This window comes from Maribellus sediminis (assembly GCF_011799805.1).
GTDB classification, from domain to species: domain Bacteria; phylum Bacteroidota; class Bacteroidia; order Bacteroidales; family Prolixibacteraceae; genus Draconibacterium; species Draconibacterium sediminis_A.
In genome coordinates this window covers 1,186,696-1,213,467 of the sequence record NZ_WXUB01000001.1, presented here as the reverse complement: position 1 = coordinate 1,213,467, position 26,772 = coordinate 1,186,696, and the positions used below count along the sequence as shown (strand labels likewise).

21 protein-coding genes are annotated in these 26,772 nt (G+C 43.4%); 5 read left to right on the top strand and 16 right to left on the bottom strand.

All coding sequences use genetic code 11. The features are described 5' to 3' along the window. Window positions 1–97: 97 nt before the first annotated feature. The 7 genes from HFD85_RS04715 to HFD85_RS04685 form a co-directional block, all read right to left on the bottom strand. Window positions 98–979, bottom strand: coding sequence for an Abi family protein (locus tag HFD85_RS04715; RefSeq protein WP_167605515.1), 882 nt, complete (start codon window positions 977–979; stop codon window positions 98–100). Window positions 980–988: 9 nt separating this feature from the next. Continuing rightward, window positions 989–2,152, bottom strand: a complete 1,164-nt coding sequence (locus HFD85_RS04710) for an HNH endonuclease family protein (protein WP_167605513.1) — start codon at window positions 2,150–2,152, stop codon at window positions 989–991. After that, window positions 2,149–3,342, bottom strand: coding sequence for an adenine-specific methyltransferase EcoRI family protein (locus tag HFD85_RS04705; protein WP_167605511.1), 1,194 nt, complete (start codon window positions 3,340–3,342; stop codon window positions 2,149–2,151). The genes HFD85_RS04710 and HFD85_RS04705 overlap by 4 nt, the downstream gene beginning before the upstream one ends. A 33-nt stretch (window positions 3,343–3,375) precedes the next feature. Next, window positions 3,376–4,098 (bottom strand): HEPN domain-containing protein, encoded by a 723-nt coding sequence (locus HFD85_RS04700; RefSeq protein WP_167605509.1) that lies wholly within the window; start codon window positions 4,096–4,098, stop codon window positions 3,376–3,378. 751 nt (window positions 4,099–4,849) lie between these two features. Further along, window positions 4,850–6,688, bottom strand: coding sequence for a glutamine--fructose-6-phosphate transaminase (isomerizing) (gene glmS, locus HFD85_RS04695; RefSeq protein WP_167605507.1), 1,839 nt, complete (start codon window positions 6,686–6,688; stop codon window positions 4,850–4,852). A 112-nt stretch (window positions 6,689–6,800) separates the two neighbouring features. Continuing rightward, on the bottom strand, window positions 6,801–8,837 hold the full coding sequence (locus HFD85_RS04690) for a DUF4954 family protein (protein WP_167605505.1): 2,037 nt from the start codon (window positions 8,835–8,837) through the stop codon (window positions 6,801–6,803). A 185-nt stretch (window positions 8,838–9,022) separates the two neighbouring features. Next, on the bottom strand, window positions 9,023–10,012 hold the full coding sequence (locus tag HFD85_RS04685) for a PAS domain-containing protein (RefSeq protein ID WP_167605503.1): 990 nt from the start codon (window positions 10,010–10,012) through the stop codon (window positions 9,023–9,025). Between the two features lie 251 nt (window positions 10,013–10,263). On the opposite strand from HFD85_RS04685, the gene HFD85_RS04680 reads away from it, so the two are divergent. The 3 genes from HFD85_RS04680 to HFD85_RS04670 are packed head-to-tail and all read left to right on the top strand — an operon-like array spanning window position 10,264 to window position 11,205. Next, on the top strand, window positions 10,264–10,659 hold the full coding sequence (locus HFD85_RS04680) for a NifB/NifX family molybdenum-iron cluster-binding protein (protein ID WP_167605501.1): 396 nt from the start codon (window positions 10,264–10,266) through the stop codon (window positions 10,657–10,659). Between the two features lie 11 nt (window positions 10,660–10,670). Continuing rightward, window positions 10,671–10,892 carry a hypothetical protein gene (locus tag HFD85_RS04675; protein ID WP_167605499.1) on the top strand — a complete coding sequence of 74 codons (222 nt, stop codon included), beginning with the start codon at window positions 10,671–10,673 and terminating at the stop codon, window positions 10,890–10,892. Window positions 10,893–10,902: 10 nt separating this feature from the next. After that, entirely contained in the window at window positions 10,903–11,205 is a 303-nt protein-coding gene (locus tag HFD85_RS04670; RefSeq protein ID WP_167605497.1) for a hypothetical protein, read from the top strand. Here the strand turns inward: HFD85_RS04670 and HFD85_RS04665 are convergent. Next, window positions 11,202–11,678: a nucleoside deaminase gene (locus tag HFD85_RS04665; protein WP_206081860.1), complete on the bottom strand. Its 477-nt coding sequence runs from the start codon at window positions 11,676–11,678 to the stop codon at window positions 11,202–11,204. The two genes, HFD85_RS04670 and HFD85_RS04665, sit on opposite strands and share 4 nt — an antisense overlap. 69 nt (window positions 11,679–11,747) lie before the next feature. Then, window positions 11,748–13,049, bottom strand: coding sequence for an NAD(P)/FAD-dependent oxidoreductase (locus tag HFD85_RS04660; RefSeq protein WP_167605495.1), 1,302 nt, complete (start codon window positions 13,047–13,049; stop codon window positions 11,748–11,750). Window positions 13,050–13,299: 250 nt separating this feature from the next. Here HFD85_RS04660 and HFD85_RS04655 point away from each other — a divergent pair, with 250 nt between their 5' ends. Continuing rightward, complete coding sequence (locus HFD85_RS04655) at window positions 13,300–13,542, top strand: ribbon-helix-helix domain-containing protein (protein WP_167605493.1); 243 nt, start codon at window positions 13,300–13,302, stop codon at window positions 13,540–13,542. After that, the gene (locus HFD85_RS04650; RefSeq protein ID WP_167605491.1) at window positions 13,529–13,861 is read left to right on the top strand and encodes a type II toxin-antitoxin system PemK/MazF family toxin; all 333 of its coding nucleotides are present in this window, start codon (window positions 13,529–13,531) and stop codon (window positions 13,859–13,861) included. The genes HFD85_RS04655 and HFD85_RS04650 overlap by 14 nt, the downstream gene beginning before the upstream one ends. Window positions 13,862–13,945: 84 nt before the next feature. Here HFD85_RS04650 and HFD85_RS04645 read toward each other — a convergent pair whose 3' ends face one another. The 7 genes from HFD85_RS04645 to HFD85_RS04615 all read right to left on the bottom strand — a co-directional run bounded on the left by HFD85_RS04645 (window position 13,946) and on the right by HFD85_RS04615 (window position 26,694). Next, complete coding sequence (locus tag HFD85_RS04645) at window positions 13,946–17,257, bottom strand: FtsX-like permease family protein (RefSeq protein WP_167605489.1); 3,312 nt, start codon at window positions 17,255–17,257, stop codon at window positions 13,946–13,948. Between the two features lie 60 nt (window positions 17,258–17,317). Beyond that, a complete protein-coding gene (locus HFD85_RS04640) occupies window positions 17,318–18,007 on the bottom strand; it encodes an ABC transporter ATP-binding protein (RefSeq protein WP_167605487.1) in 690 nt (229 codons plus the stop codon). Between the two features lie 47 nt (window positions 18,008–18,054). Continuing rightward, complete coding sequence (locus HFD85_RS04635) at window positions 18,055–19,341, bottom strand: glycosyltransferase family 4 protein (protein WP_167605485.1); 1,287 nt, start codon at window positions 19,339–19,341, stop codon at window positions 18,055–18,057. 153 nt (window positions 19,342–19,494) lie between these two features. Next, window positions 19,495–20,601 carry an outer membrane protein assembly factor BamB family protein gene (locus HFD85_RS04630; RefSeq protein ID WP_167605483.1) on the bottom strand — a complete coding sequence of 369 codons (1,107 nt, stop codon included), beginning with the start codon at window positions 20,599–20,601 and terminating at the stop codon, window positions 19,495–19,497. A 99-nt stretch (window positions 20,602–20,700) separates the two neighbouring features. Continuing rightward, window positions 20,701–22,254 carry an FAD-dependent oxidoreductase gene (locus HFD85_RS04625; RefSeq protein ID WP_167605481.1) on the bottom strand — a complete coding sequence of 518 codons (1,554 nt, stop codon included), beginning with the start codon at window positions 22,252–22,254 and terminating at the stop codon, window positions 20,701–20,703. 70 nt (window positions 22,255–22,324) lie between these two features. Further along, window positions 22,325–24,667 (bottom strand): NAD(P)H-dependent oxidoreductase subunit E, encoded by a 2,343-nt coding sequence (locus HFD85_RS04620; RefSeq protein WP_167605479.1) that lies wholly within the window; start codon window positions 24,665–24,667, stop codon window positions 22,325–22,327. Window positions 24,668–24,828: 161 nt separating this feature from the next. Next, the gene (locus tag HFD85_RS04615; RefSeq protein ID WP_167605477.1) at window positions 24,829–26,694 is read right to left on the bottom strand and encodes an outer membrane protein assembly factor BamB family protein; all 1,866 of its coding nucleotides are present in this window, start codon (window positions 26,692–26,694) and stop codon (window positions 24,829–24,831) included. Window positions 26,695–26,772: the final 78 nt, after the last annotated feature.

Genomic DNA, 26,772 nt, shown 5'->3' with positions numbered 1-26,772 from the left:
ACCCGGGTTTATTAGAATATTTTTAAGTGCAGAAACTAAAGCGATAAACGAATAGCAGTGCACTGCGGGTACAAAGTTAAAAACTTTGTTATCAAATTCAAATGTTCTCCTTGAAATTGTAGTTTATTTTATCTTCGATAATAGTTTTAAGCGCTGCATTATCAGCATATTTCCCAAATAGTTTTTTTATGGAATCTTTGAGATCCGCTTGTCTGTTTTTAGAAATATTTCCCAGGAAATAAGAAATTACTCTAACACACGAATCAAGAGAACTTCTATCCTTATTATTAAAAGGAATAGACGGGATTACAGAGATTCCCGTTGGTCGCCTGTAGTCATAAAGAACATCACCGTGTGCACAACTGTTTCTTATATCAAGTATTACTTTAAACAGATTGTAAAATTTATCCAGACTCACAACGCCAAACTCATTTGCTATTTGTTCTTTTAACGCCCTATTCTTTACGTTTTTGTAAATATTGAATACATTTCCAAACGTAAGAAACTCTAAGGTTTTCCATGCCGGGGCATATTTATCATTAATGTGTTTAAAATGATGTTGTTTTATTGGTTTATTGTTTTTTATGAATTTCTGATCATAGTTTTTATCAAGGAAATCTATAATTTCTTTGTTCACAATAGCAGGATCAGCAAACCATGTTGGCGATTCAATGTAATGATTAGACACATAATAAATTACTTTTGTGCGAAAGTTAATTTCAATCCTGTTGGTATATTTGATTAATAAGATTCGAAGATCGCTGTCTAAATAATAGAGTTTAATCACATCCGAAAACTTCGTTCCTTCGATGAATTCATGATCTGTGTTCTTCTGAAACGGATACCAGTAAAAGCCCAAACGATAATAGCCAATATCCAATAGATGTTCTTTAACTTTATCTTCTGGCAAATCTAAGGTCATGCCTCGCTCTTTCAGCAGAGCAATTTGCGTTGTTGTATCCGTGGCGATATTTCCCATAATATTCTTTTAACGATTCCCCTTTACCCTGTTATGTGTTTTGCACAACATCTGGCAGTTTTTGTCATCGGTGGCGCCGCCTTTGCTCCATGCGGTTACATGGTCGGCATCCATTTCGCTCAGTTTCCAGATTTTTTGTTTATTAGCATCGTGGCCTAATGCACAATGTGGACAATTGGAAATGCCTTTCTTCTCAGCATCTGAGGTTTGCATTTTATAGCTTGCCTTTTTTATTGGCTCATTAAATACCCGCACATTAAGTAGTTTAGTATCGACCGAACCACCAAGTATATATTCAAAAATCCCCTTCCGGTTTGTTACATACGAATCGCTGATAAGCTTTTGCACTGCGTCCGAAACTTTTTTCGGATCATACGCTTTATTATGATATGTTTCGTACAAACGCCCCCATTCCAAACCGCACATCTCTTTTTCTACATCGATAAATACACCGCTTACCCAATCGATTACACTATTGAAATAGGTTTTTAATTCTTTAATGCTATTGTCGTAACGATGCTGGCTCATATACGAAACGATATTTCCTTTGCTCACCCAGTCGAGCGCGCGTTCGAGAAATTCCTGGCGGTTGGCGCTACCTTTTATATAAGCGCTCCATTTCTGGGTATTGGAATTTTGGGTATTGCTAAATTCTTCCTTGGCCAGCGTAACAAAAGGACCTGAGAAAATGGCATTGTTTACTTCCTGGTCGTTAAGCGGTATCCCCGCGATGTTAATGGTGCGGAACCACTCCTTTATTTCGCTTTCCTCGCCTTCGCATTCGTAAATCAGCAAAGGAGTTTCGAGTATAAGCTTTTGTTTGTCGGCGGCCAAACCGCCAAAGTAATGCGGTTTGCCGTTTTCGTCGATTACTGCAAATTTGTTGGTAACATAACGGCCAAAGCTCGTAATTCGTTGTTGTCCGTCGAGCACCTCAAACTTATCGTCGGCTACTTTTACAAAATAGATAAGCCCCAGCGGATAACCTTTGAGGATGGATTCAATAACCGCCACATCTCTACGGCCATCGGCATAAATGTAGTTACGTTGATATTCGGGCTGAATGGTAAGTTTTCCGGCCAGCCCAAAAAGTCCCTTGCCTTCGAGTTCGTTATATACAAAGCCTTCGCAAAGATCTTTTACTGTAATTTCGGTTTGCAGTGTGGTTTTCATTTTGTTAGTTTTTTATGTTTGATGAGAACACGAGCGTACACTTGGATAAAATAGTCATTGCCGACAATATAATAGGTTTGACCATTAGGAGGTCTATCTAATTTCAAAGTAGCGCCATCGTTTAACTTGGTAACATCACTCCTCTTACCATTTGCACTAACCTGAATTTGGGGTGGATAAATCTTTGACGCGGCACCAAACCATGTTTTAGTAATGGCTAAAATTTGAAATTGGTCTGGATTGTATTTATCTAAAAAGCTAATTGGTACACCCATTACACCATCATAATCATTTGGAATGGCATCAGTAAAAGGAACTTCAATTGCATCGTAGTTGTCGTAGCAATCGTATGATTCCTTCCCCTTAAGCTTTTTATTAAATTTAAGATTCTCTTCCATCGACATCAGGGCTAAGGGTTGGTGACGTTTGCCGTGGTCAACACTGGTAAACCAACATGAATTGCCTAAACGTGTATAATCACCCACATAACCTAATCGTGCAGCTTTTTGTCGGTCTGATTCTGCAACTTCAGTTCCTTTCGGAACACCAAAAACCATATCGTTTCCATTTCCTGTTGCTCCTAGCCAAAGTTTGTTATCCTTAATTAACGGAAAAACTTCTTTATAAGTAATGGCATTCATATTGCCAATAATCACAAACTGTTTACCGGCTTCGATAATCCAGGCTAAAAACTCGCGAAACAGCGAAAAGGGCGGGTTGGTGATAATGATATCGGCTTCGTCGCGAAGCCCGCAGATTTCAGCGCTTTTAAAATCGCCATCGCCTTCGAGGTAGTGCCATTCAAGGTCGTCCACATCTATTTTTCCATCGCCACTACGATCGTGGTCAAGAATAAAAATCTTTCCGTTCTTTTTGGTTTTGTATGCATCGTACTGCGGGTCGTTTACCTCAAAAAGCGAGGGCTGGTAACCGCTTTTGTATTTTTTGCTGTTGGCGGCATAGCTGGTGCTAATCAGCTTTTTCAGGCCAAAACGCTCGAAGTTTTGCGCAAAAAACCTGGTAAAGTTGCTCCATTCGGGGTCGTCGCAAGGCAGCAGAATAGTTTTCCCGCGAAACACATCGGGGTTGTATTCGATGTAGGCATTTATTTCTTTTTCAATATCGTGGTATTGGGTATAAAACTCGTCGTTTTTTGCGCGTTTTGCTTCGGTAAGGTTGCTGTTTGCCATTTATATTACTAATAAATCTTTATTCTTTGGTCATCAATTATTTTGTCCATACGGGGTAAAACAAAGCGTAAAAGATTTTGGGTCTTCTGCCTTTGGTTTGATGGCTTCATAAATAAATTTGCCATCATCTTTAATTTGATCCGTCACGTAATGAACCTGCATAATTTGTCCATTGTGTAATTTTCTAAACTCATAAACCTTGTCTGGCTTTTCAATATAATGTTGTTTATCAATTCCGTGTAATATATGGTTAAAGTCCCAAAGTTTTGGATTCTTTTCATTCTTTTCAAGCGTAAATCTATTCTCTGCCGCTTCCTTGCCTGGTTCTCTAAAACTAAAACTGTTTTCGATATGTTTTACTATAAAATCGAGTTCTGCCAGAGTTTTTGCTCTAATTATCGCAATGCTGTAATTATTCTCAATTTCATCAAAATACCTTAATTGATAACATTTGGCAAGAAATTCAATGAATTCGAAATTTATTACTTGATAGATACTCCCGAATTTATTCTTCAATGTGTTTTTAAACTTTCTAACCGTAATATCATGGTGCCTTGGTATCTCTTCTCCCAGAATAGCTTTCATTCCTTTAAAATATTTTTCGATAGAGGTATTGGCAAGGATACATCCTTGTATCAATAATTCGTTTATTAGAAGTTGTCGTGCTGCTATATAATCCTCATACGCAGTGATGAAAAATCCCATGGCATTTTGTCCTTGTTTATAGGGCATATTGTGGGATCTAATCTTGTTCATTGCTGTAAATCTGGGTCAATTAATTGATTGCCGAATTTAACGAAATAATTGAATTCTGGGAACAGAAAACATCAAAAGCATTATTGAGGACTAAAACCCGGTTAAGTACGCTATGATTAAGCCCAGGCTTAAGCCTGGGCTTAGCGAATACCACATAGTGCAGGGGCATTAGCCCGGTTTCCTCGCCAGCAGCGGATTTCAGAAAAAACACCACAACGAAAAACACCCTAACTTACTGATAAAGAGAGGCCGCCACCAGCCAAAGGCAACACTTTGTAACACTTGCAAAGTATTGCCGTGCATTGGCGGCATAAGTCTGTAAGGCTTACAAAGCCTTGCCACGCACCCGCGGGGTGGTTTCGTACGTGAATATAAGGTTGTCGTGCTTCGGTGGCACAGGTTTGTAAAGGATACAAAGTAGTGCCGCGCATCCGTGGCAGGGTTTCGCAATTGAACATTTAGCCGCCACTGATAAAAGGCAGTACATTGAGTGTAAGCAAATGCACCACGGTGACACACCTAACGAAGAAATTGCTTCTACTAAAACTAACTTTTAAATCATTCGATGAAAGAAAATTATACGAAGCACCCCGGCAGGGATTGAAGCGACACCCTGTTGCAGGCAAGCATGAGTTTTTTGTTATCGGACGGAGGCGGATGAAAGGAGCCCACGTACCGTTTACAAAAACCAGGCTTGACAAGACAGGTAAAGCGAAAAGCCCGTTTGTCCGGCCAAATAAAAAAACCAAACTTACTCTACGGTTACACTCTTTGCCAAATTACGCGGTTGATCGACATTACACCCTTTTAGCAAGGCAATATGATAGGCCAACAACTGCAGCGGAATTACCGCCAGCAAAGGCGCCACCGCCGGATGCGACTTCGGAATTTCAATTACATCGTTTGCCAGTTCCTTTAATCCTGAATCGCCTTCAGTAACAATGGCAATCACATTTCCTTTCCGCGCTTTTACCTCCTGAATATTGCTCACCACCTTTTCGTAATAGGCATCTTCGGGAGCCACCACCACAACCGGCAGATTATCATCGACCAAAGCAATAGGACCATGTTTCATTTCACCGGCTGCGTATCCTTCGGCATGAACGTAGGAGATCTCTTTCAACTTCAGTGCGCCTTCCAAAGCCACCGGAAACAGGTAGCCGCGCCCCAGGTAAAGTGCATTCACAGCTTCGTGGTACTTTTCAGCTATTTGCTGAATTTTGGCATCGCTTTCGAGGATAATTCTCCCCTTTTCAGGAATCTGTGACAGCTCTTTTACCAGGTTTTGGTATTCGTATAAATCGATGGTACCTTTTCGTTTGGCCAGCTTCAGTGCGATCATGGTCAGCACCGTTACCTGCGCAGTGAAAGCTTTTGTAGATGCCACGCCAATCTCAACTCCGGCGTGGGTATAAACACCGGCATCGGTTTCGCGTGCCAGCGATGAACCTACTACGTTACAGATTCCAATTACCGTAGCACCTTTTGCCTTAGCCAGATGCAGCGCCGCCAGAGTATCGGCGGTTTCACCACTCTGACTGATCAGAATAACCACATCGTTTGAGTTGATGATCGGTTTCCGGTAGCGAAACTCCGAGGCATATTCCACTTCAACCGGAACACGGGCATATTCTTCCAGCATGTATTCACCGATTAGTGCCGCATGCCACGAGGTACCACAACCAATGATAATTATTCGCTCTGCGGCTTCAATTTTTGGAAACACATTAAGCAGGCCACCCAAAACAATCTCGGAATAATCCTCGCGCAAACGTCCCCGAAAGGTTTCTTTAATGGTATCAGGTTGCTCGTAGATCTCCTTCAGCATGAAGTAATCAAAATCGCCTTTGTCCAGAGTTCCGATTTCCAGATCAAGATTCGATATTTTTAAAGAAACAGGATTGTTTTGTACATTTTTCAGCGTAAAACCATCGCGCTGAATTATGGCAATATCTTCATCGTTCAAGTAAACCACCTGGCTGGTATATTCGGCAATCGGCGAAGCATCGCTGGCAATAAAATATTCTTTGTCGCCTAGCCCAACAACCAGCGGACTGCCTTTGCGGGCCACTACAATTTTTTCGCTTTCGCGGCTGCACAATACGGCAATTCCGTATGCTCCCACTACTTTCGACAAAGCCAGCTGAACCGCGCCTTCGCTTGACATTTCATCGTTCTGCAGGTAAAAATATTCTATCAGGTTGGCCAGAACTTCGGTATCCGTTTCGCTTTTAAAACTATAATCGTGTTTTACAAGATCCTCTTTTAGCCGCGCATAATTCTCGATGATCCCGTTATGAACGATGGAAAATACGCCGTTCATAGACGTGTGCGGGTGCGCATTACTATCACTTGGTTCGCCATGTGTGGCCCAACGTGTGTGGCCGATTCCTACAGTGCCATTACAGCTCTTTTCTGCCACGAATTCCTCCAGTTCGGCCACCTTGCCTTTTCTTTTAAAGTTCTCCAGCGAACCATTTAAAAGTGCCACTCCGGCCGAATCATAACCGCGATATTCCAGTCGCTTCAACCCGTTTATCAAAATCGGGAAAGCTTGTTTTTCTCCAATATATCCTACTATTCCACACATAATAATCAGTGTTTACTATTACATATTTGTGCTATCCATCATCCCCCTAATCCCCCTTCGAAAGGGGAAGCGATCCGTCATCTGACGGAGAGCGGGGGATGAAAAAGTATTTTTAGGCTTTTATTTGTTTAGAGTTCAAAGTTGGAGCCATAACCCGATTCATTGCTGCAATCATCTTATTTCCCAGAGCTTCCTTTTTCTCCATGTGTTGCTGAATGGCGGTTACTGTTTCGTTATTTTCGAATTCACCACGAACCTCAGCAAAATCCAGCTCACGGGCACCGTTTTGTCCGTCTACCCCAAAACCGGTCATTTTGGCCATCGAAAACTCTTTCTTCGCATCTTCATATAAATACTTGTCGATTCCCAAAACACTCTCCTTCCATTTTTCCACTACCTGAATCACATCTTCTGAACGGAATTCTGCCAGTGCCTTTCCATAAAATTGCTCGAGGGCATCCGCCGCCCAGGTCCATTCGTAGTTGTAGTAATTTTTATGCAGCATGGCCAGGCCGGCATTTACTTCTTCCAGCGACTGAACAGCTCCACTTTCCACCGAAGTCAGCAATTGATCCAGTGCTTCGAAGGGGCACAACATTCCTGACAGATCCACCCAGTAACCTTTGCCCAGAGGGGTATCGGGTTGAAGTGCTTTTTGAATCTCTTCATCGCTCGAATAGTTACGATCACCAAGCCGGGTAATAAGCGAGTTCCCCAGGAATTTCCAAATTGCCATTTCATACAAGCTGATACCGCGGTCGAGCGCGTGCTTTTCAATCTTCATCCGGTCGAAATCATAAACTTTTACATTTTCACCGGCAGACTTACGCAAAGCGATAAGCTTTTCTCTCCCCGACAGCATTTTATGAACGGTATACGGACTCAGCAAATTAAAATTGATAAAATCGAGCAGGTGCGAATCGGTGCGTTTATCGCGCCGCGGCCACTTTTGTGTATCGCGAATGGTACCAATACTTTTAAGGTTGATACCGGGAACCAGGATACTTTCATCCTTACTTTCAATCAGGTACGAAAATGGAAAACTGGTGGTATCGCAGTGTTTATAATGGCGCCCCATTACGAGCGAAAATGCCCCGATATGCGAAGGCCACAGCAGGTAGGAATCGCTGGTGGTTTTCGCGCCGCGCTCCATAATTCCCTGATGAATCGGGCCGAGTTTATACAAATGATTACTTTGGTTCGATCCGCTTCCGGCATTCAGAAACGAAAACATCCCGGCAATCAGCAAAGTGGATTTGTGGTGTGTAACCGTATATGGTCCCGCAAAAATAGAACATGCCTCGCCGTGAAATCCCTGGCAATTGGCGAAAAACAAAGAATTCTCTGCAGAATAGTGCTTATCCAGCACACTCCCCTGTCCGATAAAACATTTTGAGATAAGTGTTGCATCAGCTACCAGCGTGCCCGAACTCAAAATAAAGTCCTCCATGATCACACCTTCCCCAATTTTTACCGGTGCCTCGTAATTACTGTTAATGCTCCCGTTCGTCAATTTCTGAGCGCCGTCGATCAACGTGGCCGGGCCGGTTTTCACATTCAATATGGTGTTACAGTTAAGGATTTTTGAATCGGCACCGATAACTCCGATCTCATCACTCACAAAATCGGTGTAATCCTGCACCATTTCCTTGAGCGTACTCACCAACCTGGGCCGGTGACGATACAAGGCCATAATGTAGGCAACATGCGTCGACAGGTAATCGTAAATTGGTATCTCGCGGCCCCCGCCTTCATTGATGGCCTCAACCCGGACGCCGTTACCAAAAGCGGTTCTCCCGTCAACCGCCAGCGTTGTGATGTTATGGATAATGACGTTATCCCCTATGTTGTAATTGGCTATATAACTCCTGACATTATGAATCAAGGCATTGCGACCAACTTCGCAGTTGTGCAGCCAGGCGTTGTAAATACCCGTTTTAAAGGTGATACCTCCCGTAAGATTAACGGTCCCTGAAAAACTGTTCAGACGGATTCGCCCTGTGAACTTTGTGTTTTCGATACAATCGGGAATAAAATCGGGAGATACTTTCACCAAACTCCAGTCGGTTGAGGAACAGCCCTGATGAACCAGCTGTCCGATCTCTTCATCGAGCAAGTTGCGGTAAATTGCTGAGGTATTTTGAACCATAACTATTTTCAAGCTTTAGATGCTCAAATTTACGGCATAAATACTCGAATGCAAATACAAAACCTAACACCAACACAAATGTATCCTAATAATACATTACACTTCTAACAAATATTAAACTATATCAACGTTTTTGAATACGAACAAACCTAACATATTTTTACAGGGAAATAGAAAATACCTTATCAAAATTGCAACAGGTAGGAAGTCAGGCGTGTTCCTGAATCGAGATTGAGTTTTTTCCGCAGACGAACGCGGGCGATTTCAACACTCTTTGCAGTGATGTTCATCAGTCCGGCTATAGCCTTACTTGAAAGCCCCAGCCTGATGTACGAACAAAGCTTTTTATCCTTTTCGGTGATTGAAGGATGTTTCTTTTGAAGGCGCGCCAAAAATCCGGGATGAATTTTTTCAACCTGGCTCTCGATCATATTCCAATCTACAAGTACCGAATTATGCTGATCAAAGGCGGTTGATAATTGATTCAGGACAACATTTCCTTTTCTACTTTCAGTAGTTTTTAATTCTTGAATCAGGATTGCAGCTTTCTGAATCAATTCATTTTTTTGCGACAACTGCAACAAAAAGGAAACCAGTTCCCGGTCTTTTAATTCGAGTTGATTTTGAAGACGCTGTTTGTTTCGCTGTTCAAACTCTTTCCCTTTCTCCAGATCAGAAATATGACCCATCGCCCTCTTCAGTCGCGAAATATCCTGTACCGAGGCACGAATTCCCAGATATTTTCCAAGTTTGTCGTAAACGCCCCGCACATTTATCATGCACCAGCGCAATTGCTTGGTTCGGGTTAAAATACGAAACTCCAGTGTTTGATTAATCTGCGACTGATTCAGCGAATTTTTCAGAAAAGCATTAAAATTTTCTTTATCGGCTTCATAAACCAGCAAGGCATCAATCCCGCTGGCATGAATGATTTCGTTGGATGTATATCCGGTGAGATCGTAACACGACGGCGAACAGTATTTAATGTTCCCGTCGGGTTCGAACCATAATTCCCAGGCAAAAGTAAAATCAGCTATCAACTGGTAAAACTGCCTTTTCTCCAGTTCATTTTGATACAGGATCGAAGTATCCTCCAACTGAATCCTTAATTCTGAAAGCTGGTTTTCCAGTTTCTCCAGCCGCGCCGTAAATTCCTTTTTCTTTTCCTGATCCATTTAAATTAGGGATAAAAGCAGGTACTAAAAGTAATACGACAGAACAGGAAAAGCAAACTGAAAGTTATACCACACAAATCAAAGGATTCAACACCTGCTAATCCTACATTTTTGTAGGATTTAGTTTTCAATTTCATACATTTTTGAAGAATGTCAAGTCGTTCAATACTGTTAAAACTCTGAAATACAAGTACCGGATCTTTTTGGCACCGGCTTTGCCTCCGTTTTCAGCAAATTAAAAAACGGGAACAATGAAAGTGATGCTACCGGTAAAAGAGGCTGGTTCTTCGAAAAAGGAACTCGCAGAGGGATTTCACAACATTCAATACGTTTGTATATACGACAGCAGCATGAAAGCCTGCGAATGGCTGGAAGCCAAAAATCTCAGTTCAACTCCCGGCGGACTGAATGGAGCGTTACTACAACGTGGAGTAAATACCATAATCAGTTTGAAAGTTACTCCGATGGTGCTAAATATGTTCAGGCGTAACAGCATTGAAGTACTTAAGGCGCGAAGCACCGATATTGACGAAAACATTCGTCTTTTCAACGAAAGCGAACTGGAGTTATATACTGCAAACGAATCAAGGACGTATCAGGCCTGCAACAAAAGTTCGTGTTCAAGCTGTTCATCATCCTGTTCTTAAAAACGAAAATTATGGCACTTGGAAAAGCAATCAAATTCATTAAGCAGGCAGGCAACGATAAACAACTTCGAAAATCCTGCTACCAAAGTAATTCAAAAGAAGATTTGCTACAAAAACTTGGTTTCGACATGGGAGAATTCGAAGACGCCATTACTATGCAACTGGTAAAATGCCAAACCTACGAACAAGCCGAAGAAGTTCAGCAAATAAAAATGTGGTTTTCACTATTATAAAACAATAGGTATGAAATTCAGAAATTTAGAAGCGGTACGCTATATCATAAAAGAAGCCACGGGGCTTGAAATTACTTATGCCTACGAAGATCTGGTGTTTCCGGAACACATGGCTTTTTTAATTCAGTTTAACGACGCGAACGAGAAAAACCTGTTCTGCTATTTTCACAATGATTGTAATCCGGAAGATAAAAACCAACTCTACAAAAAACTCTCGGATGTGGCACTGCAGGATTCCATCACCCTTGAAAACAAAGGCTCATTCAGTCTTGAACAAAAATCAGAGGAGGTAGAAATTCACTTCCAGGCTTAGTATTCCATTTTATCCGACTTTGCTTTCCACTGCGAAAAAAGGTGCAGGCCTTCGTCGCGGATAATGTTTTCAAAATCAACTTTACGTTCTTGAATATTCACTTTTAGTTCGTCGTAAATAAACTGGTCGTCGAAAGCTGCCAGTGCAGCATCTTCGCGTGTACATGCATAAAACACTTTTTTAGGACGTGCCCAGTAAATAGCGCCCAAACACATGGGGCAAGGTTCGCAGGAAGTATAAATTACGCAGTCGTCGAGCTGAAAAGTTCCCAGTTTTTTACAGGCTTCACGAATGGCAATTACCTCCGCATGTGCAGTTGGATCGTTATCTGAAGTTACGCGGTTAAATCCTTCGGCAATAATTTCACCATCTTTTACCACCACGGCACCAAAAGGACCGCCGGCATTCATCTGCATGCCTTTTTCAGCCAGCCGAATGGCAGCCCGCATAAAATTTCCGTCAGCTTCTTTCATACTTCTGCAGCGTGTTTGTACGCGTTTAAAGTTAAGTTTCCCCCAACAGAAAAGCAAGGAAAAGCCTGCTTACTGCTTTCGTTTCTGCCATTCAACACTTTTTGCCGAAGGACGGATTATCAGGCGCAGCGACTGATCGTAAGTCATGTAATTCCATAACCAGTTGATGAAAATTACCAGTCGGTTTTTTACCCCTACAATCGACATCAGGTGAACAAACATCCACACCATCCATGCAGGAAATCCGGCAAATTTCAGCTTTGGCAAATCCACCACTGCACGGTTTCTTCCTACCGTTGCCATCGAACCTTTATCGTTGTATTTAAAAGCAACCAGGGATTTTTCGTCCCGGATATTCAGGAGGTTTTTAGCAAGTAATTTTGCCTGTTGCAGGGCAACCTGGGCAACCTGGGGATGGCCATTGGGATAGGCTTCGGTTTCCATGTAAGCGATATCGCCAATGGCAAAAATATTTTCTTCTCCTTCAATCTGGTTAAACTGATTGACCTTTATGCGGTTGCCGCGTACAACGATATCAGGATTTACTCCACCAGGCATCTGCCCTTTTACCCCGGCCGCCCAAATGAGCGTATTGGTTTGAAAGTTTTCCTTGTCTTCGAGCTCCACTACTTCTCCGTTATAATTCAGCACCTTGTGATTGAGTTTTACTTCCACTCCCAAGTCAGTCAGGTAATCGAACGCTTTCGATGCTGCTTCTTCACTCATTCCGTGCAGAAGGTGTGTGTTCGCCTCCACAAGCGTGATGGTCATGTTGTTAAAATCCATTTCAGGATAATCTTTCGGAAGCACAAACTTTCGCATTTCAGCCAGTGCACCCGAAACCTCCACACCGGTTGGGCCACCTCCAACAACAACCACATTCAGCAAACGACGCTTCTCTTCTTTATCTGTTCGGGTTACGGCTTTTTCAAAATTCTCGAGCAAGGTGTTTCGCAGGTAAAGTGCCTCCGAAACCGATTTCATAGGAATCCCATTTTTCGAGAAACTCTCCATCCCGAAGAAATTGGTGGTTGCTCCGGTTGCTATCACCAGGTAATCGTACCAAACGGTTCCAAGAGTGGTGTCGATCATTTTTTCACCGGTCATTATTTGTTTTACCTCAGCAATACGGATGAACACATTTTCAATATTCTGAAAAGCCTTTCTTAAAGGGAATGAGATTGAACTCGGCTCAAGCCCCGAAGTAGCAACCTGGTAAAACAGGGGTTGAAACTGATGATAATTGTTGCGATCGATCAACACAACCTGAAAGTTGTGCTTATATAATTTACGGGCCAGTTTCAGCCCGGCAAATCCGGCACCGATGATAACAACACGCGGCTGTCCCGTTTTTGGTATATTAACAGGCATTTGTACAAATTTTTACTATTGAAACAAATGCAAAAAATGATTGTTTTACGCCTGATCAAAAACAACAATTTGTTTACATTTCAGTCAAAAACATCTTTTTTTATTGGAAAATTTAAAATTTTACACATCCTCGGTAAATCGGGTCATCTTCTCACGTGTACATCGATTGAATTATAACCACAAATGAGAGATGCGATATGTATAAATATGTTTTATATTTGTATTTTATAAATATTCAACACAAATAACAATGGCAACATTTACCAGCACATTGCCCGACGATATTTTGAACCGACTCAATGAAATGGCTCAAAAACTTGCCCTGCCCAAAAACAAGATCATCGAAAAAGCCCTGCAAATCTACCTCGACCAACTTACGAGAGCCGAGTATATAAAATCGTATAAACAGGCTGCTTCCGACGAAAGTATCCAGGAGATTGCAGAGGAAGGCATGGAGGACTATTTAAAACAGCTCGGCGATGAAACAGTGTGAAATCTGGCTTGCTGACCTGAATCCGGTAAAAGGTAGCGAGCAAAAAGGAATGCGCCCTGTAGTAATACTAAGCGGGAATGTTCTAAACGATTACATGCCAATCGTAATTGTTTGTCCGCTAACAACAAAAATTAAAGGTTACAAAGGAAATTTGATTTTGGAAGCGGATAGTATCAACAAGCTATCACAGCAATCGGAGGTTCTTACTTTTCATATTCGTTCCGTTTCGAAAGAACGACTGATAAAGAAAATTGGTACGATTACAGAAAAACAGCTGGCAGAGCTAAAACAAGGGTTGGATGACATTTTGAGGTATTGAATTCTCCTGTTTTGTACACCTTGTATCAACTCAAGCATGATCACCATCCAAAAAACTCCTAAGCACGTTTTTGGAAAATCCAATTTAATCAGCCTGTAAGCCTTCTATCACAATTGTTCTATTTAATGAAAACCGGCTCAATGCAGCAATCCAGATAACACCATTTACCAGAATAGCAGCCACAACAAACAATACGGTCGAAAAAGAGGCATCGCTGTTGGTCGATAAAAATGCCGGCAATGTAGCGACCACTGCAGCCACAAATCCCATTAGTACTCCCGTTACCAGCAACACCAAATATTCATTTGCCAGAACCCGGAAAATGGAGGAATTTCGGAAACCCACCGCCTGCATCATAGCAATTTCACGACGACGTTCAAGGATGGTTCGCGCAAGGATCACCGCCAGCCCGATCGTTCCAAGAATAAGTCCGAGTGTTCCGAGTGCCAGAAATATCGAAAGATATGTATTTGTTATGGAGTAAAATTCGACCAAACGCTTTGCGGAATTTTCCATTTCCCAACCGTAATCGCGGAAAACCGATTGCAGCTCATCTCCAATCGCCTGTTCATTGGCAGGAGCTCCATCAATCAGGAATACAGAACTGCCGCTACTGCTGGGGTAGCTTTTCAGGAATTGTTGGTTTGAAATGATTACAAATCCCTGGAAAATAGACGGTGTGGTGCCCGCAATCAGTTTTAGATTTAAAGTGTCGCCCAGTTCATTCTGGTACTGAATAACATCGCCAACTTTTTTCCCAAGCCCCCACTGGATTACAGTTTGATCGGCAATGGCAGGAATGGTACCATCATCTAAATCTGTGTCTAAAGCCAACCACGGATCACCTTCTACTTCCTTTTCCTTTACTGCAAACGAAAATCGGTCGGCCAATGCTTCCGGATCAACTCCCAAAATGGCTGGTTGTGCAATTCTGTTCAGATTCAGACAACTGGCATCGTCGCCATCAACCTTTCGGAATTGCACGACATCAAATGACTCAAAAATACCTTCTTGAGCTTTTTTCTGCGGATCATTAATATCGAAAAGAACAGGAACAGTTGTTTCTGCAAAATAGAGAAAACCTCCGGTACCGCTTGTTTTATTCTGCGCATTGGCGAAGAGATCGAGTTTGTTTGACCCTGTTGAAACTACGATAAATGTTCCCAGTGCAAAGAGGATCACAACGGTTAACGAACGACTAAGGTTACGACCAAGATTGGCTTTGATTAGCGTAAAAATCGTTGGTTCATTACTCCCCGTTTTTGCAATTCTTCTCAAAACTTTTCGGAACAAAAGCAAGAGTCCGAGTAAAAGAAGCGCACCGGAGGTAAAAAACATGGAAGGCTCCAGCTTACCCGCAGTGAGTTGTAAAATGGAAATAACCACTACAACTAGCAGCGAAGCCCACATCAGCACATCGTAAATAACATTGAATTTTTTAGTCGATTTCCCGGACACCGATTTCTGAATTTCCGCAATTTGGCGTTGCTGAAACTTCCGAACCGAAATAAAAATAGCAACCAGTGAAACCAATACACTGATCAAAAATCCTGTAACCAATGTTAACGGTACTATTTCTATTTCCAGGACATTGGTTCGAACAATGTCAAACCACAAGGTATTCAAAATCCGAAATACGAGACGCGTGTAGAAAACAGAGACGATTACGCCGAGCACGGCGCCAAATACGGCCGTTACCAGACCTTCGGAGATATAAATCCGTCGGATCTGTTTTTGCTGAAAACCAAGCGCTGCCAGCAAACCGACCTGCGTGGAACGGTTTTCGAGATTAAAGCGGAATAACAGTGCCGTTAATATAATCGCAGCGATCAAAATAAAAAAACTGAGCCCGATAAACAAACCACTAAAATCGGTACCATTTTGTGCGGCCTGCACACCATTTGCCCGGATTGGTTCGACCATCATTCCGAGATCAGCAGAAGTGATATTCTGTTTGAAAACTTCGGTAAACTTTTCCTCGCTGAATGTAGCTGCCGGAAAACGAAATGCCGTGTAATTCCCAAAACGGTTCGACCACATTTCCAGCGCCTTGCCGAGCGACACAAATGCTTTTGGGGTTCCTTTGTATTCGTTCCAGTACTGCTCGTCTTTATCGCGAATGGCATCCAGGTTGATCGGAACGCCGGCTTCCCACTCGCGGCAGTGTCCGGCATCGGAAAGTCCGGGTAATTCCGGCACACGTTCAGGATCGCACAACACTGAATTCATAGGAATAATCTCACTGACTATAAACAAAGATTCCTTTTCAATGAGTTTCCGGAGTGGCCCGATTTGCCAGTATTTTAAAACGATAGAATCGCCAACATTCGCTCCAAGATCATCAGCGGCCCATTTATTCAGGCTTATTTCGTTTTCGCCTAGACCTTGAAGTGATGAAACGAAGGAATATGGAATCGTTGGAGATTGATGGAGATTGGTTGAGATTGATAGAGATTGATTGTTAGCTGAACTCGCGGCTCGTGGCTCGTGGCTCGTCGTTTCCTCTGCAATCTCATTTACAAAATAGGTCAGAATTGGATCAGCATCCGGTAGTTTTTGAAGCGTTTCAGCCACTTTTTCTTCAATAAAAACCCGCTCCGTAGAAATCTCAACTTCATTACTTTTTCCGATCTGTTTGACTTGAAGTCCGGCATCGGCTGGTGTATGACAATCATTAACTGTTTGCAGGATTGCGCCATTATCCAGATTACTTTTCACCAGAATCTGGTTTGCTTTTCCCTCAAACTCCATTAATTGATTGAGTCGACCAATCGATAAAAAGATATTGAAAGGCGCCGTCTGCGAATTTTTCAGGTTGAATCTTCCGAGCTGCTCTTTTGTGAGCACAATTCTCACCGAAGCGCGCAAGGCAACAGTAGTTTCTTCGGCCGAAACAAAAGGTGCATTCATCGGAATTAAACTGGCTTTTTTTATTCTGATCAGTAGATTATCACCTTCCTGAACCTGTAGTTTTTCCGCCAGGTTTTGACTAATCGCAATCTCATTATTTTCAAGTACGGAGAAAACCGAAGTATTCGAAATTTCTGAAAAATCGGAATCTACACCGACCACCTGAACTTTATTCGCGCGTCGTTGACCGCCATCGGCCACAGCGATTCCTTCCAGTAACAAAATTGGCGTAGCTTTAATTTCAGGTTGCCGGGCTTCCATCTCAGCAGCCATTTCCTGTCTGAAATATCGCTCCTTTACCGAAACCAGGTGGGTTGTTTCGCCCAGCCGGTAAAAGGTTGCCTGCGTTAAACTGTATCGCACCGAGTCGCCAATTACCAGTGAACCGGTCAAAACCATGGCGCTAATGGCCACGCCAAGCGCTACCAGTAAGTTGGCCTTGAAATAATGAATAAAAGATTTTAGTATGAATTGTAATCGTGTCATGTTCACCCCTCCCCCCGAATACTCGGGGCTCTCCCCTCAAGGGGAGAATTATTTTGAACTTTAAACTTTGAGCTCTGAACTTAATTGTCCGTTTTTCAAAACGAGTTTCCGATCCATTTTTGCTGCCATTTCTGCGGAATGCGTTACGGTTACCAGTGTAACTTTTTCCTCATCGCTAAGCTGAATGAGCAGGTCGGTTAGCGCCGTGGCATTGTCTTCGTCGAGTGCTCCGGTTGGCTCGTCGGCCAGGATCAGTTCCGGCTTATTGACCAGTGCACGAACCACAGCTGTCCGCTGGCATTCACCACCCGACATTTCCGAAGGCTTCTGATTGCGCTGTTCCCAGATACCCACTTTTTTTATGAGGTACTCCGCCCAATCTTTCTGTTCCTTTTTCACTTTTCCTTGCGGAAGGATCGGCAACAACACATTCTCCATTAAGGTGAGTTGCGGCATCAAATGATGCATCTGAAAAACAAAGCCCAGATTTTTGTTACGAAATTCAGCCAGCTGATTTTTCGAATAGGTGGTCAGATCGTTATCATTGAAAATGACTTCGCCTGATTCAGGCAAATCCAATGCACCAATCAGATTTAGTAAAGTTGTTTTTCCGGATCCGCTTGGCCCGATAATGGCCACTTTCTCTCCTTTTCCAATTTCTAGGTTCAACCCCTTCAAAACCGGCCGAAAACTATGTGTTCCGGGCTCTCCGTATCCTTTCGAAATATTTTTTAATTGTAGCAACATCATTTTTATTTAAGCGCAAAGAGCGCCAAGTAGCGCAACTTTCGCAATGATTACTGACGAAGACTCTCGTATAAAGTTATAATTTCTTTGGTGTGATTGTGAATGTTGAACTTTTGGCGCGTTCCCTCGTAACCGGCCAGACTAAGTTTTTCAAGTTTGTCCTGATCGTTGAGTAATTCAGCCCATGTTTCGCTCAGTTTCTTTGGGGAATTGGGCATGTAAGTCACGCCTCCACCTGATAGTTCGATAATCTCAGGGAAGGCCCCTAATGCTGGCTGTACCACCGGAACGCCCGAAGCCATCGATTCGATCATATACATACCGAATGCCTCACCAATACGAACCGGCACAGAAACCAACCGCACTTTCCTGAAAAAATCGTTTACTTCTTTTCCTTCAAAATCGGGAACGATATCAAAGTCGTCCAGCAGGTTATTTTCCTTCAGTTTACGTTTTTGCTCTTTATTAAATTTGTTGTCATCGCCAGTTGATCCGCCCGTTGCGATGAGTTTCACATCTTCAAAACCCGACTTTTTCTTTAATTCAATAAAGGCGTCAACAACAATATCGAACCCATCTTTATGACACATTCGTGAAATATAGCCAACATTACGTGGCTTTTCTTTTACCGACATAAACTGGTAATCTTCCACATTCACCCCAAGATGAATCGTTTTCACTTGCTCATCCGAGAGCTTCATACGGTCCTTCATCACACCGGCAAAAAAATCGCTTACCGCCACCAGCACATCCACATCCTTCGACCGTTCGTGCATTAAATCCCAAATTCGCTTCTGAAACTGTGGTTTCATCGGATCGATCCAAACATCTTCATCCTGCAGCGTGCAGAGAACCGGCACCCCGATTTTCTCCTTCAGACGTCGAGCCAAACCCAGCAACAATGCATTCGATATGTGAATGATATCCGGTTTGCAATGATCTGCAATCCAGTTCACCATGTGGTCGAGTTCGTCCTTTTGTTCACCTTCTTCGCCCAAAAGCATCGAAACCGTCATGTCTTCCAGGCCTTTTGCATTTGTTGAGCCGGCCATCGATGCGGCCATTTTCATCATGGGCTTCGAATTGAGCAGGCGATCGAACCAGGCCGGTGCTTTCCTGAAAACCGGATAAAGCTGTTTCAGGTAAGTACTAATGGCACCATAAAAAATCGGGATCTCAGAAATATCATGTTCGTCGGCAAACAAAGGCAGGTACATCGGAATTTTGGTCACCTGGTGACCTTCGGCCCGAAGCGCATTGAAATATTTGCTGTCGCGCAGGCAGTTTCCGCAGTAAAAACTACCTCCTGAACCCGGTATGATCTGAATAATGTTCATCTTTTATATGTTAACACGAAGACACGAAACCACAAATTAAATCATCAAGTCTTTATGTTTAGAGCTACTCACAATAACATGTTTGCTCTCATCGAAGTTCTCCTCATAATCTTCGCAATTAATCTTAGTGCCTTTGCGTCTTTGTGTTTCAAGCTATTTCCCGAAACAATATACATTGCCATCAAAGGCTCCAACGTAAATCTGCCCGCCGGCAATTGCCGGATTACTAATAATCTGACCACCAATTTCATACTTCCAAACAGGTTTCCCATCCGAAAGGTTTACAATAATCAGATCGCCACGCATATTTGCCACAATCACCTTGTTTTGAACAACAACAGGTGAAGCCTCCACATTACGGCCGGTGTTGTATTCCCAAAGCTTCTCCCCCGTGTTTTTATTGAAACAATACAGAAACTTATTGTAATTAGCCGTGAGCACTTTATCGCCAATAATTGCAGGCGAAGCAATAAACTGCAGGTGAGTATTTTCGTCTTCCCACACCCAGGTTGTTTCATCGCTTTTCAAATCAACCTGAAAAAAACGCCCATCGTAATCACCTATATAGGCTTTGTCGACTTCGGCAGCCACCGAACTGGCCACATAAGTTGCCACATCAACTTTTTTGATGAGTTTTCCGCTGGCGATATCTACCAAATGCAAATAGCCGTCGCAACCACCAAACATGGCCATTCCGTTTTCGCAGGCCGGTGCGCCATTTATAAAATTGTCCGATTCATACTTCCACAGTCCCTCTCCGGTTTGAGCATCAACACAGTGTAGATAATAGTCGTAACTTCCGACAACAATACGCGTTTTGTCGCCCGATTTCCACCAGTTGGCAGAACCAATGATCTGGTTCTCGCATTCATACTCCCAGAGTTTCTCTCCTGAATCCAGACTTAGCGCATACAACATCCCATCAAGGTTGCCAATGTAAATGGTTTTATCCACGATCAAAGCCGGAGCTTCGATCGAATTGGTGGTTTCGAATTTCCACAGCAGTTCACCTTCAGTGTTGAGACAATAAACAATTCCATCGGTTGAACCAACCACCACTTTACCTTCGGCAACTACAGGAGCAGATTTGATGTTGTCGCCGGTTTCGAAGGTCCACTTCAATTTTGGTGATTCCGGGATTGAAGATTTTGATAAGCCGTTTAATTTCTGATCGCCCCTGAAAATAGGCCATGAATCTGACGGCTGTGCGAATATATTTACACTTGTAAGAAATAGTAATATAATTATCCAATACTTCATAAATCCTTTGATTTGTGAATAGTGATTAACGAATTTCGATAGAAGATTTCCTTCATAAATCCAAAATCCCTGCCCGTCCCGTTCAGACGGGGTTAATCATCATTCTTTTTCTTTTAAACTTATAGCACCGGTCGGGCAACTTTTTGCCACTTTTTCGGCTGTTTCTGTCAGGCCTTTTTCCAAAGCTTCGTCGAAAGGTACACCAATTACCACATCAAAACCACGCCCAACATAAGTAAAACCAAAACGCTCGGAATATTTCTCTGTCAAGCGCACACAAATACCACACTTAATGCATTTTTGTGGCTCGTAAACCACCGAACCATGATTGATTTGTTTGGTTATGTTGCGTCGCGCGCTGGTTTTAAATCTTTTTTGATCTACCTGATAATGATCGGAATATGTTCGCAGTTTGCAATCATCGATAGCACGGCAATCGCAATGCAGGCAACGTTTAGCTTCGGCAATGGCTTCTTCTTTTGTGAAACCGGAGCGTCCGCCTTCTTTCGGGAATGTCCGTTTTCCCGGAACCGATTCTTTTAAATATTCAGCAAATTCTTCAGCCACCAATTTTCCAACCCGCGAATTGAACAAGCGTGGTTCACCTTTTATTTCCTGGTTGTTTAAAAACTGCAATACCGAAAAAGCCACTTCCTTACCCTGCCCCACCGAACGTACTGCCAATCGCGAGGAACGCAGTACATTTCCAACGGCAAATACTTTTTCATCCGAAGTCTGATAAGTCGAACGTTCGGCATCAATTCCTTTGGGATTCGATTTCAAACCAAAAACCTCGGCATTTTCTGAAATGGCACCGGTGGCTAAAACCACGGCATCAAATTCGTTCTTTATCTGAGCGAATTTTTCGGCCGTAATTTCTGTACCGCCTTCGAACAGAACACCCGTTTTCAGTATCGACCCGATTTCTTTATCAAGCACTTCTTTGGGTAATATTTCTTCGCTTAGTGCTGTTCTCAGCAAACCACCTGCTTTTTGGCTTTTATCGAACAAAGTTACCTGAATGCCTTTTAGCTGAAGGTAGTAGGCTGCTGCCAATCCGGCCGGACCTGCACCAATAACAGCCACGTTTTTTCCGGTTGATGGTACTTTTTGAATCTCTGACTCAATTCCTTCATCGCCGGTAATCCGTTTCAACAGGCAAATTGAAACCGGCTCATCCACCGTTTTCCGATGGCAAGCACCTTCGCAGGGTGCCGGGCAAATGCGCCCCAAAACAGCCGGGAGCGCAATATCTTTTTTAACCACCTGCAAGGCTTCATCAAGTTTATCGGCGGCAATCAAACGGTTCATTTTTGGAATGTCCATATGAGCCGGACACGCTATCTGGCAAGGAGCTTCGCAATCGCCGGTATGTTCGCTCATCAGTAATTCGAGTGCGGTTTTTCGCGATTCAGCCACTTCTTCGTTGTCGGTTTCAATATCCATACCGTCCACCACATTCACCGAACACGATGGCAGCAATTTACCCGTGCCATGATCTTTTACCATGCACAACATGCAGGAAGTAAAATGCTCCAGCTCGTCGTGCCAGCACATGTTTGGAATATCGAAACCCAGCGACTGCGCCGCCTTCATTACTGAGGTGCCCGCTTCAACTTGAATTTCCTTATTATTTATTTTTAGTTTGATCATCTGTTTCTCGATTCTGGATATTCGATATTGGATACTGGATCACTTTGAACTTTAAACACTGAACTTTAAACTATTTTACGTCAATCGCATCAACCGGACAAGCAGCCCGGCAGGCATCGCACTTTATACATAATTCAGTATCGATGCTGTGTTTTTCGTGAGGCGTGAATGGAATGGCGTCGACCGGACATTTTTGCGCGCATTTGGTACAACCAATACACTCGTCATTTACAGAATAGGTGATCAGTTCCATGCATTTCCCGGTGGGACAGGTTCCGTTAATGTGTGCCTCGTATTCTTCCCTGAAATATTTCAATGTACTCAGCACCGGATTTGGTGCCGTTCTTCCCAGTCCGCACAAGCTTCCTTTTCTCGTCCATTCGGCCAGATGTTCCAGTTCTTCAATATCTCCCTGCTTGCCTTTTCCGCTGGTTATATTTTCAAGAATATCCAGCATCCGACGAGTTCCCACACGACAGAAGGTACATTTTCCGCACGATTCTTCCTGCGTGAACGACAAAAAGTAGCGGGCAATGTCCACCATACAATCGGTGTCGTCGAGTACCACCAATCCTCCGGATCCCATCATGGCTCCCATCTCCTGGAGCGACTCGTAATTAATCGGGGTATCAGCATATTCCGCAGGAATACATCCTCCCGATGGCCCGCCGATCTGAACAGCCTTGAATTTCCGGCCATTGGCAATGCCACCACCGATCTCTTCAATCACTTCACGAATCGTAATACCCATGGGAACTTCTATCAATCCGCCACGGGCCACTTTCCCGGCCAGTGCAAATACTTTTGTTCCTGTGCTTCTTCCGGTTCCAATTTCGGCAAATCTCTTCCAGCCTTCACGCAGAATGTAGGAGATTTGAGCAAATGTTTCGGTGTTGTTTACCAGGGTTGGCTGACCGAACAAACCGTTCTGAGCAGGAAAAGGCGGACGAATACGCGGAAATCCACGACTTCCTTCGATGGAAGCAATCAAAGCTGTTTCTTCGCCACATACAAAAGCTCCGGCACCTTCATAAATCTGAAGATCTAAATCGAAACCGCTTCCCAGAATATTTTTTCCCAGGTAATTATTTTCCCTGCAGATTTTAAGGGCTTCGCGAATACGACTAACTGCGAGCGGATATTCAGCCCGAATGTAGAAATACCCCTGATGAATGCCCGTTGCATAAGCAGCAATGGTCATTCCCTCGATGATTCGATACGGATAGGATTCCAGCAACATGCGGTCCATAAACGCACCGGGATCACCTTCATCGCCATTACAGATCAGGTATTTTAGTTCGCTCTTTTCCTTTTTTACAAATTCCCACTTCAAGCCGGTTGGAAACCCTGCGCCACCACGACCACGAATACCACTTTGTTTTACTTCATCGACTACCTCGTCGGGCGACATGGTTTCAAGTACCTTCTTCAACGATTCGAAACCTCCGCGGGTTCTGTATTCTTTTAAATCGAGCGGATTGATCATGCCCCGGTATTCGGTGGCAATCGGTAACTGATTTCCAAGGAAAGAAGCCACCGGTTTTTCGCGCATGCTGATCTCGTAACGCTGCACACCTTCCCAGTTCCGGTCGGTTTGAATCGTTTCAGCGGTGCGTATCAGTTTATTCTTCAGTTTAGTAAACAGTCCGGGCGCGTCAAAGTGATTTTCAACGATATTTTTTACGTCTTCGGGTTTTACTTTGGCGTACAAGGTTGGTTCACCTTCGTTGGGAACCACCTCGACCAAAGGCACCTGGTGACACATTCCGACACATCCCACATGCTTCAGATTAACCCGTAAACCACTTTCGTTGACCACATGTTCCACTTCTTCCTGGATTTCCTTGCTACCGCTGGCCACACAACACGATCCGAGTCCGATTCTGATTTCGCCCTGAATTTCAGTTCCATCTGCTTTTCGGGCTTTGCCGGTATCTTTTTTACTTTTTATACTTTCAAAGTCCTCGATGATCTGCTCTATCTGATCGGATGCCACATGTCCATAAGTCGTTCCGTCGATCTGAACAACTGGAGCCAGCGTACAACATCCCAGACAGGCTACTTTTTCAATGGTGTATTTGCCCGATTCGTCGGTATCAATTCCATCCTTCAATTTTAATTCGCGACGGAAAGCATCGTAAACCTGCACTGCTCCTTTAACGTGACAAGCCGTTCCCACGCACACTTTAATCATGTGTTCGCCAACAGGATGCAAACGGAACTGCGAATAAAAGCTTGCCACACCGATAATCTCGGCAGCTGTTATCTCTGAATTATCCGCCAACAGACGCAGCGCTTCTTCAGGAAGATAGTTGTATTCCTTCTGAATGGCTTGCAGAATCGGAATTAAACTCTTTTTAGTAGAGCCTTTTTCAGCAATCAGTTGATCGATATATTGTTTGTATTCTGACATGAATTTTTATTCCTTCACTTTCCTATTTCAAACGACTTATTATCGTGCGGCGCATGATAAAGTCGAGTTTTAATCTCTGAGCGTGAATGCGCCTTTTCTTATGGTTATTTTTCAATCCCCGGGTTAAAACCCGGGGTTATTCATATTAAACTGCTTCGGAACTATTTACCTATGCAATACAAATTGTTCTCTCCTCGAATGTAAATCCGGCCATCGGCAAAGGCAGGCGTTGTTCCTGCAGTTTCACCCAATTCATTCTCCGCAATTTTCTTCAGTTCTTTACTGAATTCGTAAATGCGCATTACACCGTCGTTGTCCATAATGAACAGCTTCCCTTCGGCTACCATCGGTGAAGAATACAATGTGGTACCTAAATCTTCTTCCCAGTACATTTCACCGCTTTTGGCATCGTAGCAGGCAATAACACCGTAGCTGGTACATACGATCAAGAGGCCGTTATATGCAACCGGACTCGATGCTTCAGGCAAATAATAATCGTCTTCCCAAATAATTGAATTCTTTTTCACGTCGATGGCAACCAGTCGGGCATATTCATTAGCTGCGAATACAATTCCATCGCTATAAGCCACAGAAGGACCAACTTCACCCATCATACATTCCACCTGCCAAAGTTCTTTTCCGGTTTTTACGTCGTAGCCGGCTACAATCGGATCGGCAGTCAGCACCACCTGATAGCTTCCATCAATTTCAGCAAGAACCGGGCTGGCCCATGAAATCTTACTTTCACGCTCGGTTTCCCAAACGTTTTCTCCGGTGGTATTGTCGAGCGCCAGCACCTTTCCACCACTGTTGGTATCGTATTGAACGATAAGTTTTCCGTCCCAGGTAGTCAACGAAGATGAATGCCCGTAATGATTGTTTGGCACCCCGAGGTTACGTGCCCACAGACGTTTGCCATTCATATCGAAGGCAATTACATCGCCCGTTGCGAAAATTGCAAAAACCGCTTTCCCATCCGTTGTAAGTGTAGGTGCCGAAAGTCCGGTATCGGGAGTAACTTTGGGGACTGTTGTTGGTGATCCGGAGATGTTGTTGGCAACACCTGTCCATAAAAGTTTTCCGGTGTTTCTATCATAGCAATACACCTCTCGGCTGGCTGCATCTGCTCCCGCAATAAATATTTTATCACCCCAAATTACCGGTGAATTGAAGCCATGCTTTGCGATGGGTGATTTCCACAGAACATTTGTTCCTGCGGCGGCATCCCACTCGGTCGGAATGTTTTTACGAAAACTTACTCCCTGACTCAACGGCCCTCTTAATGAGTTATGATTTACCCTGACCGCTTCCAGTGTTAATCCTGAAGATGTCGCCGCAGTTTTTTCGGGAGCTACCTGTTCTATTTTTTCAGGTGCTGTTTCTTCCGCAGCTGCTTTTTCTTCTGCAACAACGACAGCCGATTCCGTTTCCTGCTGAACTTCAGGTTCCACATCCGTTTCATTAGCAACAGGTGATTTGCTGACTTCAATAACTTCAATCTGATCTTCATCTGCACTTGCCTCATTTTCGGCCACCTGAGCTGAAGCGGCATCGTAGTCATCCAAATGATTTACGGTTGCAAATGATGCGACAAAAGCCAGAACCATCACTACTGCCCCAACAATGATCACTCCCTTTTGAGCCAGAATCCTGCTGGTAATTTCATTTTCGTAACGGGTATCGGGTTCTTCGATTTTGCTTTTCAGCGAATAATAAAATCGTAAGGCCAAAGCCAGAACGATTGCCCCAATCAACATCAAATAAGCGCCGGTTTTTACCTGCCACTCGCTATTAAAATAAGCTTTGCGCGCCAACAGATCGAAGTTGCGGATCTCCGTTTTTAACTCTTCGTTATTGGGCTCCTGCTTCAGGCGTTCAACAAGTGCTTCCAGAGCTTTACTTTCAATGGGGTCGCTCTTTGAAATCTGCCAGAAATTAAGCAACAACAGGATCGCCACTACCGTGCAGAATATGCCGGCAATCAGGGCGATGTTTTGTGCTATTTTTATTTTATCGTTGTTGGTCATATATTTTTGGTTTGAAGATGGAAGCAGGAAGCGGGAAGAGTTTCTTCAGCTACCAGGTTTCCATCATGCTTTTATTCG

Coding starts and splice junctions, on each gene's coding strand:
- HFD85_RS04640 (WP_167605487.1), bottom strand. CDS start 18,007: ATGATGTTGCTACAATTAAAAAATATTTCGAAAGGATACGGAGAGCCC.
- HFD85_RS04645 (WP_167605489.1), bottom strand. CDS start 17,257: ATGACACGATTACAATTCATACTAAAATCTTTTATTCATTATTTCAAG.
- HFD85_RS04655 (WP_167605493.1), top strand. CDS start 13,300: ATGGCAACATTTACCAGCACATTGCCCGACGATATTTTGAACCGACTC.
- HFD85_RS04665 (WP_206081860.1), bottom strand. CDS start 11,678: ATGAAAGAAGCTGACGGAAATTTTATGCGGGCTGCCATTCGGCTGGCT.
- glmS (WP_167605507.1), bottom strand. CDS start 6,688: ATGTGTGGAATAGTAGGATATATTGGAGAAAAACAAGCTTTCCCGATT.
- HFD85_RS04715 (WP_167605515.1), bottom strand. CDS start 979: ATGGGAAATATCGCCACGGATACAACAACGCAAATTGCTCTGCTGAAA.
- HFD85_RS04625 (WP_167605481.1), bottom strand. CDS start 22,254: ATGATCAAACTAAAAATAAATAATAAGGAAATTCAAGTTGAAGCGGGC.
- HFD85_RS04635 (WP_167605485.1), bottom strand. CDS start 19,341: ATGAACATTATTCAGATCATACCGGGTTCAGGAGGTAGTTTTTACTGC.
- HFD85_RS04615 (WP_167605477.1), bottom strand. CDS start 26,694: ATGACCAACAACGATAAAATAAAAATAGCACAAAACATCGCCCTGATT.
- HFD85_RS04630 (WP_167605483.1), bottom strand. CDS start 20,601: ATGAAGTATTGGATAATTATATTACTATTTCTTACAAGTGTAAATATA.
- HFD85_RS04685 (WP_167605503.1), bottom strand. CDS start 10,012: ATGGATCAGGAAAAGAAAAAGGAATTTACGGCGCGGCTGGAGAAACTG.
- HFD85_RS04620 (WP_167605479.1), bottom strand. CDS start 24,667: ATGTCAGAATACAAACAATATATCGATCAACTGATTGCTGAAAAAGGC.
- HFD85_RS04705 (WP_167605511.1), bottom strand. CDS start 3,342: ATGGCAAACAGCAACCTTACCGAAGCAAAACGCGCAAAAAACGACGAG.
- HFD85_RS04670 (WP_167605497.1), top strand. CDS start 10,903: ATGAAATTCAGAAATTTAGAAGCGGTACGCTATATCATAAAAGAAGCC.
- HFD85_RS04660 (WP_167605495.1), bottom strand. CDS start 13,049: ATGCCTGTTAATATACCAAAAACGGGACAGCCGCGTGTTGTTATCATC.
- HFD85_RS04680 (WP_167605501.1), top strand. CDS start 10,264: ATGAAAGTGATGCTACCGGTAAAAGAGGCTGGTTCTTCGAAAAAGGAA.
- HFD85_RS04675 (WP_167605499.1), top strand. CDS start 10,671: ATGGCACTTGGAAAAGCAATCAAATTCATTAAGCAGGCAGGCAACGAT.
- HFD85_RS04690 (WP_167605505.1), bottom strand. CDS start 8,837: ATGGTTCAAAATACCTCAGCAATTTACCGCAACTTGCTCGATGAAGAG.
- HFD85_RS04700 (WP_167605509.1), bottom strand. CDS start 4,098: ATGAACAAGATTAGATCCCACAATATGCCCTATAAACAAGGACAAAAT.
- HFD85_RS04650 (WP_167605491.1), top strand. CDS start 13,529: ATGAAACAGTGTGAAATCTGGCTTGCTGACCTGAATCCGGTAAAAGGT.
- HFD85_RS04710 (WP_167605513.1), bottom strand. CDS start 2,152: ATGAAAACCACACTGCAAACCGAAATTACAGTAAAAGATCTTTGCGAA.